Annotated in this window: 8 protein-coding genes; 4 read left to right on the forward strand and 4 right to left on the reverse strand. The window is 69.0% G+C overall.

All coding sequences use genetic code 11. From position 1 onward, the window contains the following. Positions 1-76: 76 nt before the first annotated feature. Both dapD and dapC read right to left on the reverse strand, forming a co-directional pair. A complete protein-coding gene (gene dapD / locus ABSY19_RS27910; protein WP_291121525.1) occupies positions 77-901 on the reverse strand; it encodes a 2,3,4,5-tetrahydropyridine-2,6-dicarboxylate N-succinyltransferase in 825 nt (274 codons plus the stop codon). A 53-nt stretch (positions 902-954) separates the two neighbouring features. Continuing rightward, positions 955-2,178, reverse strand: a complete 1,224-nt coding sequence (gene dapC, locus ABSY19_RS27915; RefSeq protein WP_382157735.1) for a succinyldiaminopimelate transaminase — start codon at positions 2,176-2,178, stop codon at positions 955-957. 150 nt (positions 2,179-2,328) lie between these two features. On the opposite strand from dapC, the gene smc reads away from it, so the two are divergent. The 3 genes from smc to ligA are packed head-to-tail and all read left to right on the forward strand — an operon-like array spanning position 2,329 to position 9,071. Continuing rightward, positions 2,329-5,847, forward strand: coding sequence for a chromosome segregation protein SMC (gene smc, locus ABSY19_RS27920; RefSeq protein WP_382157737.1), 3,519 nt, complete (start codon positions 2,329-2,331; stop codon positions 5,845-5,847). A gap of 14 nt (positions 5,848-5,861) precedes the next feature. Continuing rightward, entirely contained in the window at positions 5,862-6,998 is a 1,137-nt protein-coding gene (locus ABSY19_RS27925) for a cell division protein ZipA C-terminal FtsZ-binding domain-containing protein (RefSeq protein WP_382157739.1), read from the forward strand. Beyond that, the gene (ligA, locus tag ABSY19_RS27930; protein ID WP_382157741.1) at positions 6,999-9,071 is read left to right on the forward strand and encodes an NAD-dependent DNA ligase LigA; all 2,073 of its coding nucleotides are present in this window, start codon (positions 6,999-7,001) and stop codon (positions 9,069-9,071) included. Between the two features lie 4 nt (positions 9,072-9,075). On the opposite strand, the gene ABSY19_RS27935 is transcribed toward ligA, so the two are convergent. Continuing rightward, positions 9,076-10,575, reverse strand: a complete 1,500-nt coding sequence (locus tag ABSY19_RS27935) for a ShlB/FhaC/HecB family hemolysin secretion/activation protein (RefSeq protein WP_382157743.1) — start codon at positions 10,573-10,575, stop codon at positions 9,076-9,078. Between the two features lie 213 nt (positions 10,576-10,788). After that, a complete protein-coding gene (locus ABSY19_RS27940; protein ID WP_382157745.1) occupies positions 10,789-12,252 on the reverse strand; it encodes a collagen-like triple helix repeat-containing protein in 1,464 nt (487 codons plus the stop codon). A 459-nt stretch (positions 12,253-12,711) separates the two neighbouring features. On the opposite strand from ABSY19_RS27940, the gene def reads away from it, so the two are divergent. After that, positions 12,712-13,251, forward strand: coding sequence for a peptide deformylase (def, locus tag ABSY19_RS27945; protein WP_382157747.1), 540 nt, complete (start codon positions 12,712-12,714; stop codon positions 13,249-13,251). Positions 13,252-13,294 lie beyond the last annotated feature (43 nt).

Consider the following 13,294-nt stretch of genomic DNA (forward strand, 5'->3'; position numbering starts at 1 on the left):
CCGAACCGGCTTTGCCGGGCGGCAGGTGCTGCCCCCTCGAAGGGGGTCGCGCGGAGCGCGGCGGGGGTGGTCATGATCAATCGCGCAGGAGGTCGTTCAGGCTGGTCTTGGCGCGGGTCTGCGCATCCACGCGCTTGACGATGATCGCCGCGTACAGGCTGTACTTGCCGCCGTCCTTGGGCAGGTTGCCGCTGATCACGACCGAGCCGGCCGGCACGCGGCCGTAGCTCACCTCGCCCGTGGCGCGGTCGTAGATCGGGGTGCTCTGGCCGATGTACACGCCCATGGAGATGACCGAGTTCTCCTCGATCACCACGCCTTCGACGACTTCGGAGCGGGCGCCGATGAAGCAGTTGTCTTCGATGATGGTGGGGCCGGCCTGCAGCGGCTCCAGCACGCCGCCGATGCCCACGCCGCCCGAGAGGTGCACGTTCTTGCCGATCTGCGCGCAGGAGCCCACCGTGGCCCAGGTGTCGACCATGGTGTTCTCGTCCACGTAGGCGCCGATGTTCACGTAGCTGGGCATGAGGATCGCGCCCTTGGCGATGTAGCTGCCGCGGCGGGCCACGGCCGGCGGCACCACACGCACGCCGGTGGCCTTCATCTCGGCTTCGCTCAGGTGGGCGAACTTGGTCTTGACCTTGTCGAAGAAGCCGAGGTCGCCGGCGCGCATGACTTCGTTGTCCTTCAGGCGGAAGGAGAGCAGCACGGCCTTCTTGATCCACTGGTGCACCGTCCACTGGCCCACGCCTTCGCGCGTGGCCACGCGCAGCTTGCCGTTGTTGAGCTCGGAGATCACATGCTCCACCGCGTCCACCACTTCCTTGGGAGCGGAGGCGGGGGAGAGTTCGGCACGGTTGTCCCAGGCGTTGTCGATCAGGGTTTGCAGTTGTTGGGTCATGGTCTCAGAGGAGCAAGGGTGAAGAAAAGGAGAGAAAGCGGGACGGCGCCGCGTCAGGCGCGGCGCGACAGGAAGGCCTGGATGCGCCCGGCGGCTTCCAGGCATTCGGCGGGTTCGGCCACCAGGGCCATGCGCACGCGGCCGGTGCCCGGGTTCGCGCCGCCGACCTCGCGGGCCAGGTAGCTGCCGGGCAGCACCGTCACATTGTATTGAGCCAGCAGCTCGCGGGCGAAAGCCTCGTCGGCGCTGAGGCCGGCCGCGGCGTCGGCAAACGAGGCCGGCACGGCGGCCCACAGGTAAAAGGAAGCGTCGGGCAGGGCCACGTCGAGCACCTGGGCCAGCAGCGGCGTGACCTGGGTGAATTTCTCGCGGTACTGGCGCCGGTTGTCCACCACATGGTCTTCATCGCCCCAGGCCGCCACGCTGGCCGCCTGCACCACCGGGCTCATGGCGCCACCATGGTAGGTGCGGTAGAGCAGGAAGGGTTTTATCAGCGAGGCGTCGCCCGCCACGAAGCCGCTGCGCAGGCCCGGCACGTTGCTGCGCTTGGACAGGCTGGTGAACATCATCAGGCGGCGGAAGTCGGTGCGGCCCAGGCGTTGCGCGGCTTCCAGGCCGCCCAGCGGGGCGTCGTCGCGGAAGTAGATCTCGCTGTAGCACTCGTCGGAGGCGATCACGAAGCCGTGGCGGTCGCTCAGCTCGAACAGGCGCTGCCATTCGTCCAGCGGCATCACGGCGCCGGCGGGGTTGCCGGGCGAGCAGACGAACAGCAGTTGCGTGCGCGCCCAGACCGCCTCGGGCACGTTGTCCCAGTCGGCCGCGAAGTTGCGCGCGGGGTCGCAGGCCACGTAGTGCGGCTCGGCACCGCCCAGGAAGGCCGCGCCTTCGTAGATTTGATAGAACGGGTTGGGCATCACCACGGTGGCGCCCGGGCGCGTCGGGTCGATCACGGTCTGCGCGAACGCGAACAGCGCCTCGCGCGAGCCATTGACGGGCAGCACCTGGGTGGCTGCGTCCAGCGCCACGCCGTAGCGCCGCTGCACCCAGGCAGCACAGGCTTCGCGCAGCGCCGGAGTGCCCGCCGTGGCGGGGTAGCTGCTCAAGCCGGTATCGAGCGAGGCGGCCAGGGCCTGTTTCAGGAAATCGGGCGCGGCGTGCTTGGGCTCGCCGATGCCCAGGCTGATGGGGCGCAGGGCGGGGTTGGGGGTGATGTCGGCAAAGAGCTTGCGCAGCCGCTCGAAGGGGTAGGGCTGCAGGCGCGAGAGCAAGGGGTTCATGGCCGACGATTATCGGGCTTGGCGCAAAGGGTGCACCGTACCGTACCCCGGGGCGCATGCACGGTATCATCAGCCACCCCTCCATCGCGCCTGCGATGGAGGAAATGCCTTTGAAATCAAACACTTGGCTATGCCAGGGGGCCTCCCAGCGTGCGTCTCAACTCGATCAAGCTCTCCGGCTTCAAGTCCTTCGCCGAACCCACCAACTTCATGCTCCCGGGCCAGCTCGTGGGTGTGGTCGGGCCCAACGGCTGCGGCAAGTCCAACATCATGGACGCGGTGCGCTGGGTGTTGGGCGAGTCCAAGGCCTCCGAGCTGCGCGGCGAATCCATGCAGGACGTGATCTTCAACGGCACGACCTCGCGCAAGCCCGCCAGCCGTTCCAGCGTCGAACTGGTGTTCGACAACAGCGACCACCGTGCGGGCGGCCAGTGGGGCCAGTTCGGCGAGATCGCGGTCAAGCGCGTGCTCACGCGCGACGGCACCAGCAGCTACTACATCAACAACCAGCCGGTGCGCCGCCGCGACGTGCAGGACGTGTTCCTGGGCACCGGCCTGGGCCCGCGCGCCTACGCCATCATCGGCCAGGGCACCATCAGCCGCATCATCGAGAGCAAGCCCGAAGAATTGCGCCTGTTCCTGGAGGAAGCCGCCGGTGTCTCCAAGTACAAGGAACGCCGCCGCGAGACCGCGCACCGCCTGGCCGACACGCGCGAAAACCTCACGCGGGTGGAAGACATCCTGCGCGAACTCAACGCCAACCTCGACAAGCTGGAGAAACAGGCCGAGGTGGCCGCGCGCTACAACCATCTGCAGGCCAGCGCCACGCTCAAGCAGCAGCAGCTGTGGTTCCTCAAGCGCAGCGAGGCCGAGTCGGACCAGGTCAAGGTGAAGACCGATGCCGCCCAGGCGGTCAACGACCTCGAATCGCGGACCGCCGACCTGCGCCGCATCGAATCCGAGCTCGAAACCATCCGCCAGGCCCATTACGCGGCCGGTGACCAGGTGAACCAGGCCCAGGGCAAGCTGTACGAGGCCAGTGCCGAGGTCGGCAAGCTCGAGGCCGAGATCCGCTTCGTGGTCGAGGGCCGCCAGCGCGTCGAACAGCGCCTGGTGCAGCTGAAAGAACAGATGGGCTCCTGGGCCACGCGCAGCCAGGACGCGGCGGTGGAGCTGGAGCAGCTCGCCGAGTCCATGGTGCAGGCCGAGGACCAGTCGGTCGTGCTGGCCGCGCAGGGCGAGGAGCAGTCGGGCGCCTTGCCCGCGCTGGAAGACCACCTGCGCCAGGCCCAGACCCGGGCCAACGAGCAGCGCGCCAGCGTCACGCAGGTGCAGCAGCAGATCCAGGTGCTGGCCGCCGAGCAGCGCAACGTCGAAGAACAGAGCCGCACGCTCAACCAGCGCCGCGAGCGCCTGGTGGCCGACCGCAATGCCCTGGCCGCGCCCGACGAGGCGCGCCTGCTCAGCGCCCAGACCCAGCTGGCCAGCGCGCAGGAGGCCGCCGAACTCAACGACGCCGTGCTGCACGAGCTGCAGGACAGCGTGCCCCAGCTCGACGAGGCGCGCCGCGCCGCGCAGCAGGCGGTGAACCAGGAGTCCGCGAAGCAGGCCGACCTGTCGGCCCGCATGGAGGCGCTCAAGGCGCTGCAGGACAAGGTCAAGACCGACGGCAAGTTGAAGCCCTGGCTGGCCAAGCACGGCCTGGACAGCCTGCAGGGTTTGTGGAGCCGCATCCACATCGAAACCGGCTGGGAAAACGCCCTGGAAGCCGCGCTGCGCGAACGCCTGAGTGCGCTGGAGGTGTCTCGCCTGGACATGGTGCGCGCCTTCGGCAACGACGCGCCACCGGCCAAGCTGGCCTTCTACAGCCCACCGCCCGGTGCGGCCGCGAGCAGCAGCGCCACCGGCCTCAAACCCCTGGTGCAATGGCTGCGCCTGAACGACGCCGGCCAACAGGCGCTGTTGGCCGAGTGGCTGCACGGCTGCCTGACGGCGTCCAGCCTGGAAGAGGCGCTGGCCCAGCGCGCGCAGCTGCAGGCCGGCGAGGTGATCTTCGTCGCCAGCGGCCACGCCGTCACGGCGCACAGCGTGAGCTTCTACGCGCCCGACAGCGAGCAGGCCGGCCTGCTGGCGCGGGCGCAGGAAATCGAGAACATCGACAAGCAGCTCAAGGCCCAGGTGCTGATCGCCGAGCAGGCGCGCTCATCCCTGATCCGCGCCGAGGCGGCCTACACCGACGCTTCGCAGCGCCTGGTGAGCGCGCGCCGCGATGCCGCCGAGTCGCGCGGCCGAGCGCACGAGCTGCAGGTGGAAGCCCTGCGCCTGACACAGCTGGCCGAACAGACCCGCGCGCGCAGCGAGCAGATCGGCGCCGACCTGGCCGAAGTGGACGCCCAGCTCGAAGAGCTGCAGGAGCGCCGCGTGACGGCCGAGGCCCGCTTCGAAGAGCTGGACATGCAGCTGGCCGACAGCCAGGAGCGCCACGCACAGTTCGACGACAAGGTGATCGAAGCCGAGCGCGCGCTGAACCAGGCGCGCGAGCAGCAGCGCTCGCTGGAGCGCACCGCGCAGGAAGCCGTCTTCGCGCTGCGCAGCCTGCAGGCGCGCCAGAGCGAGCTGCAGCGCGCCATGGAAACCGCGGCCACCCAGGAAAAATCGCTGGCGGACGAGCAGCAGCGCGCCAGCGACGAGCTCGCCCGGCTGAACGACGCGGCGGCCCAGGCCGGTCTGCAGAACGCCCTGGCCATGAAGCTGGAGCGCGAGCAGGCCCTGGGCACGCTGCGCAGCCAGTACGACGAACTCACCGCCAAGCTGCGCGCCAGCGACGAGCGCCGCCTGCAGCTGGAACGCGAACTCGAACCGCTGCGCAACCGCATCACCGATTTCCAGCTCAAGGAGCAGGCCGCCCGCCTGGGCGTGGAGCAGTACAGCCAGTTGCTCGAAGAGGCCCAGGCCGATCTGGCGGCGGTGGCGCAGAGCATCACCGAAGGCAATGTGCGGCTTGCCGGCCTGCAGGGCGAGATCGACCGCCTGCACCGCGAGATCCAGTCGCTCGGTGCGGTCAACCTCGCCGCGCTCGATGAACTCACCGCGGCGCGCGAGCGCAAGACCTTCCTCGACGCGCAATCGGCCGACCTCGTCGAGGCCATGAACACGCTGGAAGACGCGATCAAGAAGATCGACAACGAAACCCGCGAACTGCTGGGCAGCACCTTCGAGACCGTCAACGGCCACTTCGGCCGCATGTTCCCCGAGCTGTTCGGGGGCGGCAACGCCAGGCTGGTGATGACCGGTGAGGAGATCCTCGATGCCGGCGTGCAGGTGATGGCGCAGCCGCCCGGCAAGAAGAACCAGACCATCCACCTGCTCTCGGGCGGCGAGAAGGCGCTGACCGCCATCGCGCTGGTGTTCGCCATCTTCCAGCTCAACCCCGCGCCGTTCTGTCTGCTGGACGAGGTGGACGCGCCGCTGGACGACGCCAACACCGAACGCTATGCGAAACTGGTGACCGCCATGGCCAAGGAAACCCAGTTCCTGTTCATCAGCCACAACAAGATCGCCATGGAAATGGCCGAGCAGTTGATCGGCGTGACCATGCAGGAGCAGGGCGTCTCCCGCATCGTGGCGGTGGACATGGAATCGGCCGCCGGCATGCTCGAACCCACCTGATCACACTCCACACCATGAGCACATTGCAAATCGGTCTGGCCATCATGGGCGGTCTCGTACTGGCGGGCCTGGTGGCCTACAACGCCTGGACGACCAGCCGCAGCGCGCCGCGCACGGCCCGCGAACGCAGCGAGGCGCCGCGCGACGAAGCGGCCGGCGACGAGACCCTGCCTTACACGCCGGCGGACCTCTCCGAGCACGAGATCCAGCGCATCGACCCGGTGCTCGGCGACATGCCGGGTGCCCCCGCGCCACCCGATCCGGCGGCGATCGCGCAAGCGGCCGCGGCGGTGAGCCTCAACCCCCTGATGACCCAGCCGCCCGAAAAGCGGCCGGGCCTGGACGCGCTGATCGACGTGATCGCACCGCTGCTGCTGGAACACGAGGTCTCGGGCGACGCCTTGCTCGCCGCGCTGCCGGGCACGCGGCGCGTGGGCAGCAAACCGTTTGCCGTGGAAGGCCAGAGCGAGACCACCGGCGAATGGGAAAGCCCGCGCCTGGGCCAGCGCTACCGCGCGCTGCAGGCTGGCGTGCAGCTGGCCAACCGCTCGGGGCCGCTCAACGACATCGAGTTCTCCGAATTCGTGGTGAAGGCCCAGGCCTTCGCCGACGCGGTCGGTGCCTCGCCCGATTTCCCCGACATGCGCGCCGAAGTGGCCCGGGCCCGCGAGCTGGACGCCTTCGCCAGTGGACACGATGCCCAGCTGGGCTTCACGCTGCGCGCGCGCCGCACCGCCTGGAGCCCGGGCTACGTCGCGCAGCACGCGTCCAAGCTCGGCTTCGTCGCGGGGGCCTTGCCCGGGCGCATGGTGCTCTCGGGCAGCCAGAGCGGCCAGGCACCGATCCTCAGCCTCATGTTCGACCCGCAGGCCGCCATGGCCGAAGACCCCGAACAGACCGCCCTGCGCGAGATCGCGCTCTCGCTCGAAGTCACCCACGTGCCGCGCAGCGAACAACCCTTTGTGCGCATGCGCCAGGCCGCCACGGCGCTGGCCGAGGCCATGGAAGGCGTCGTCACCGACGACGGCGGCCAGCCGCTGTCCACCGACACCATGGACCGCATCGGTGCCGACCTCGAAAGCCTGTACGACGCGCTCGACAGCCGCGACCTGTCCGCCGGTTCCCCGCAGGCGCGCCGACTCTTCTCCTAAATGACCGCTGACCTGTTTGCCGAGCCGCCGTCGCCGGCCGCGCGCGCCGCCGAATTGCGCGCGCAACTGCACCACCACGCCCACCGCTACTACACGCTCGACGAACCGGAGATCCCCGACGCCGAGTACGACAGGCTGTTTCGCGAGCTGCAGGCCATCGAGGCCGCGCACCCCGAGCTGCTTACGCCCGACTCGCCGACCCAGCGCGTGGGCGGGGCGATCCTGAAGGAACTGGTGCCCGTGCGCCACGCGGTGCCGATGCTCAGCATCCGCACCGAGACCGACACCGAAGCCACGGGCGCGGTGGCCTTCGACGCGCGCGTGCGGCGCGAGCTCAAGCTGAGCGAAACCGATCCCCCCGTCGACTACCTGGCCGAGCTGAAGTTCGACGGGCTGGCCATGAGCCTGCGTTACGAGCAGGGCGTGCTGGTGCGGGCCGCCACGCGCGGTGACGGCGAGACCGGCGAGGACGTGACCCACAACGTGCGCACCATCGGGCAGATCCCGCTGCGCCTGCCCGAGGGCGTGCCGGAGGTGCTCGAGGTGCGTGGCGAGGTGTACATGCGCCGCGACCAGTTCGAGCAGCTCAACGAACGCCAGCGCGAGAAGATCGCCAGTGGCGCGAAGGGCGAGAAGACCTTCGTCAATCCGCGCAACGCCGCCGCCGGGGCCGTGCGGCAACTCGACTCGAAGATCACGCGCGACCGTCCCCTGAGCTTCTTCGCCTACTCCTGGGGCGAGGTGCTGGGCGATGCCGAGCCGCCTGCGACGCAGTACGACTGGCTCATGCGCCTGAAGGCCTGGGGGTTCCCGGTCGCCGAGCAGACCACGCGCTGCCGCGGTGCCGATGAGCTCGTGGCCTTTCACCGCCGCATCGGCGAACTGCGCGACACGCTGCCGTTCGACATCGACGGGGTGGTCTACAAGGTCGATTCCCTGGCGCAGCAGAAGCAGATGGGCTTTGTCACGCGCGAGCCTCGCTGGGCCGTGGCGCACAAGTACCCGGCGCAAGAACAATTGACCACCGTCCAGGCCATCGACGTGCAGGTCGGCCGCACCGGCAAGCTCACGCCGGTGGCCAAGCTGGCACCCGTGTTCGTGGGCGGTGTCACGGTGACGAACGCCACCCTGCACAACGAGATGGAGGCGCGCCGCAAGGACGTGCGCGTGGGCGACACGGTGATCGTGCGCCGCGCGGGCGATGTGATACCCGAGGTCGTCTCGGTGCTGACCGACAAGCGCGTCGGCGATCCGCCGCCGTTCACCATGCCCGCCCAATGCCCGGTGTGCGGCAGCGATGCGGTGCGGGAGGAGGGCGAGGCCGACCACCGCTGCACCGGGGGCCTGTTCTGTGCCGCGCAGCGCAAAGAGGCCATCCTGCACTTCGCGCACCGCCGGGCCGTCGAGATCGAGGGCCTGGGCGACAAGCTGGTGGAGCAACTGGTCGACAGTGGCCTGATCAAGACGCTGCCCGATCTCTACAAACTCGGTTTCACCGCCCTGGCCGGGCTGGACCGCATGGCCGAGAAGTCGGCCAACAACATCGTGGCCGCGCTCGAGAAATCCAAGCGCACCACGCTGCCGCGTTTCCTCTTCGGCCTGGGCATCCGCCACGTGGGCGAGGCCACGGCCAAGGAACTGGCGCGCCACTTCGGCCAGCTCGACCGCATCATGGACGCCAGCGTCGAGGCCCTCTCGGAGGTCAACGACGTGGGCCCGGTGGTGGCGCAGAGCATCCACACCTTCTTCGAACAGCCGCACAACCGCGAAGTGGTGGAGCAGCTGCGCGCCTGCGGCCTGAGCTGGGAAGAGGGCGAGCCCGCCGCGCGCGCGCCGCAACCCCTGGCCGGCAAGACCTTCGTGCTCACCGGCACCTTCCCCACGCTCAGCCGAGACCAGGCCAAGGACCTGCTCGAAGCCGCCGGCGCCAAGGTGGCCGGCTCGGTGAGCAAGAAGACCGACTACGTGGTGGCCGGCACCGAAGCCGGCAGCAAGCTGGAGAAAGCGCAGACGCTGGGCGTGGCGGTGATCGACGAAGCGGCCATGCTGGCGATGCTGGGCACCGAGGCCTGACGCTTCACTCGCCCAGCCGGTAGCTCAGCGTGAGGTTCGCGCGCCAGTGGCGCTGCGTGTTTTCCAGCGGCAGGTCCCCGGTCGGCTTCGACATGGCCAGATCGAGGTTGTAGTGTTTGTGGTTGGTCAGCCGCAAGCCCAGGCTCACCGAACGCAGGCGCGCGGGCATCGGCGTGGCGAGGCGCGCATGCACGCGGGCAGCCTCCAGCAGCACATAGGGCTGCCACTGCCGCACCCAGGTGCCGTCGACGGCGAACACGCGGTTGAGCTCCAGCCCCAGGCCCCAGCCCGAGTCGCCCACCGCTTCACCGGCGCCGTAGCCGCGCGCGAAACGGTTGCCGCCGAAAGACAGCTTCTCGCTGCTGGGCAGGTTGTGCGGGCTGTATTGCATGGCGAAGGACACCGCGGTGCCGAAGCGGTTGGCGAAGCGGTGCTGGTGGCTGGCCTCGGCCTGCAGGCGCGCGAAGTCCAGCTTCACCGCGCTGGGGCCTGAGAGCCCGGGCACGTTGCTGGTGATGCCCGCCTCGGCACCGAGGCCCGAGAGGCCATGGGTCAGCCGCAGGTTGAGCTGCACGCTGTCGTTGGGCTTCTGCGCGGTGTAGCTCAACTGGCCGAACACGGCGCGCACCTGGGTGTCGTCGGTCAATTGCGCGCCGTTGGCGGGGTTGGCGAGGCTGTCGCGCGTGTTCACGCCGTACAGCCCGGTGCTGGCCACCCAGCTGGTTTCCCGTGACAGTTTCAACGGCAGGCTGGCCGTGAGTTCGGCCCGCTCGACCTCGGTTCTTCGCTGCAGCGGGTTGCTCACCCCGAGTTGCTCGTCGGGATCGCCTCGGTAATGCGAAAGCGACCCTCTGACCGACCCTCCTCGGCTGTCGAGGACTTGCTCGTAGTGCAGGGCGTTGTACCGGTCGTTGTCCGCCGTGGACAACAGGGTGGAGACGCCGAGCTGGCTGCCGGCCACGAGGGGATCGTTCAGCACGCCGGTGACCACGGCGCGCGGATTCGGCTTGCGCGTCTCCAGGCCCACGGCGATGTCATAGGGCTTCTGGTTCGCCTGGATGACCAGTGTGCTGGCCCCGTCGGTGCTCGTGGGCAGTTGCACCTGCGCCTGGATGCCCATGCCCGGCAGACGGCCGAGCAGGGCGGTGAAGTGTTCGAAAGTGGTCGTGCGCAGCGGCTTCTCCTGGCGGATGTGCTCGGCGATCTCGCGCAACCGGGCCTCGGCCTTGCCGGGGTGGCCTTCGATGCGCACCGTCTGCACATGGCCTTCCACGGCCACCACGCGCACCACACCGTGCTGGAAGTCCTGCTTGGGCACGAAGAAGAACGAGAGCGCGTAGCCGCGCTGCTGGTACAGCGCGGTCGCCTGCTGGGCGCGCGCCACGATGTCGCCCACCGTGACCGACTGCCCGGCCAACGGCGCGAACAGCGCGGCCACCGCCTCGAAGGGAATCGACTGCACGCCCTCGATGTCGAACTTGCGCGGTGTGAGCCGCGCGTTCAACACCTCGGCGCCTGATGGGGCGGGGGCCTGCACATCCACGTCCACCCGCACATCCGCGCCCGGCTGCGTGGGCAGCGCGGGGCAGGGTGTCCAGCGGGCTGCCGACCGGGGCGAGGGCTTGCGCCCCCGCACCCGTGGCCACCCACCAGGCGGCCCCCGCCAGCAGCAGTGGTCGCGTGAACTGGCTTGGCATGTGCTCCCGCCCTCCGTGCGTCAGCGGCGCAGCGCGCCGGTCAGGCCACCGGTGATGCCACCGAGGGTGTTGGTCAGGGTGGTCGTCAGTGGGGTGGAGGTTCCACCGCCGGCAGCGGCGCCGCCACCCACGGTGGCGGTGATGCCTCCGGTCAACGCGCCGACGGTGTTGACCACGGGCGCGAGCACGTTGACCGCACCGCCCGTGCTGCCGCCACCAACGGCGCCGCCGGTCAGGCCGCTCACGGCACCGACGACGGGTGCCAGCACGCCCCCCGCGCCGCCGCCACCCCCCGTGGTGCCGCCCACGGCGCCGCCGATGTTGGCGACCAGGCCGCCAGTCTGGTTGACCACCTCACCCAGGCTGTTGACCACGGGCTGGCTGCCGTTGCCCTGCACACCCATGCCCAGCTGTTGCACCGCGCCGCCGGTGGTCACCAGCAGGTTGCCGACGGGTGTGCCGACGCCGGTGGCATCGTCCACCCGGGTCGCCACTTGCGTCACACCGGTGGTGATGGGCACGATCGCGGTGTTGATCGCGCGGCCCACCTGTTCGACCGGGCTGACGGCGCCGCCGTTGGCGGGCCCGCTCACCAGGTCACCCGTGTGGCCGAGCGTGCGCGAGGTGTTGCCGAGGACCTCGCCCACTTCCCGGGTGAGCGGCGTGTTGCTGCCCGCGAGCTGCCCGCCCGCCTGGCCCACGGCCGCTGAAACGGGGTCGATGACGCGGTCCACCACGGGACCCAGGCCCGTGGCCTTGCCCACGGTCTGCGTGGCGCCCACGCCGGTGTTCACCACCGTCTCCACCACCTTGCTGGTGCCGCCCAGCAACTGGTTGGCCGGGCCCGTGCCCAACTGCGTTTCCAGACCCTGACCCACGCGGCTGACCACCTGGCCGGCCTGATCCACGGCCTGGCCCGCGACGTTGGTCACCGGACGCAGGGCCGAAGTGGCCGGGTTCTGGCCCAGGCCGGTGACGACGTCACCCGCGCTGGACACCGCGTTGCCCGCCTGATCCACCGCGCCGCCCAGGCCGGCCGCGGTGACGCCCAGGGGGTTGTCGACCTTGCCGATCTGGCCGACGCCGTTGGCCACCGCCGAGCCCAGGGCGCTGACCACGCCGCCGGTGTGGCCGACCACGCCATCCACGCCTTGCGCCGAGGCACCGCCCACCAGGGGTTTGACCACGTTGGACACCGTGCCGCTCAGGCCGGAGACGGCCTGGCCCAGGTCGGTGACCGTGTTGCCTTGCTCGCGCACGACCGCGGCCAGCGGGGAGCCGCTGAGGCCACCACCGCTTCCCCCACCGCCATTGCCGCCACCACCACCACCACCCGAGCCTCCGCCCGAGGAAACGGCCGCGCCGTCGCCGGCGGTGTTGAGTGAACCCGTGCCAGAGCACCCGCCAAGGACCAGCAGGGCCGCAGCGAGCACGGTCAAGCCGGCCCGAGCCGGGCCGTGGGAACGATCGATAATCCTTTTCATGGATATCCTCCTGGTAAAAAATAAAGCAAGTGCAGACACCCTCGGCCAATTCCGGGGGCGGTTGCCAGCAATTCATCGACGGGTCGGGGAATAACATTAATTTGTTTCACCTCGCCTCGGAATTAATTTCCGGTGCGGACCTCCGGCACGAAATGGCTGACTCCCGCGACCAGTCTAGAGACTGTTGTTGCAATTCGCAGCAGGGTTTTCTTGCTCAGAAAGAGCGGCTCAATCTCGCTGCGTCCGGGCGATATTGGGCCCTTTGACGAAGGGAAAGCTGTATTGCAACGGGAAATGCAAACTTTATTCATCAGGGCAATCTGTCTTTCATTTCAATTTCCATGGAATGATTTTCCAATTGGTCAAATGTGAGCTGCCGGCAGAAATCCCAATGTCCCGCGACTTTTGACACGGCAGCGGCACCACCCATTTCCACTTCCAATTCCACATCGAAGCGACATGAGCATCCAGACCATCCTCAAAATGGGGGATCCGCGCCTGCTGCGGCACGCCCAGCCCGTCACCTCGTTCGACACCCCCGAGCTGCACCAGCTCGTGGTCGACTTGCAGGACACCATGGCCGCGGCCCACGGCGCCGGCCTGGCCGCGCCGCAGATCGGGGTTGATCTGCAGGTGGTGCTGTTCGGCAGCGGCCTGCCCAACCCCCGCTACCCCGATGCGCCGCCGGTGCCGCGCACGGTGCTGATCAACCCCGTGATCACGCCGCTGGGGGACGAAGAGGAGGAAGACTGGGAAGGTTGCCTGTCGGTGCCGGGCATGCGTGGCGTGGTGCCGCGCTGGCGGCGCATCCGCTACCAGGGCGTTGACGTGCAGGGCCGTTCGATCGACCGCGAAGCCGAAGGCTTTCACGCCCGCGTGGTGCAGCACGAATGCGACCACCTCTGGGGCACGCTGTACCCGATGCGGGTGCGCGACTTCCGCCGCTTCGGCTTCACCGAGGTGCTGTTCCCCGGTCTGGCGGCCGCCGAAGACGACTGAAAAACCGCCTCCAAACGGCTGTTACAAACCGCGCCGCAGTTGA

The organism is Hydrogenophaga sp. ANAO-22 (genome assembly GCF_042466645.1).
GTDB lineage: Bacteria > Pseudomonadota > Gammaproteobacteria > Burkholderiales > Burkholderiaceae_C > Hydrogenophaga.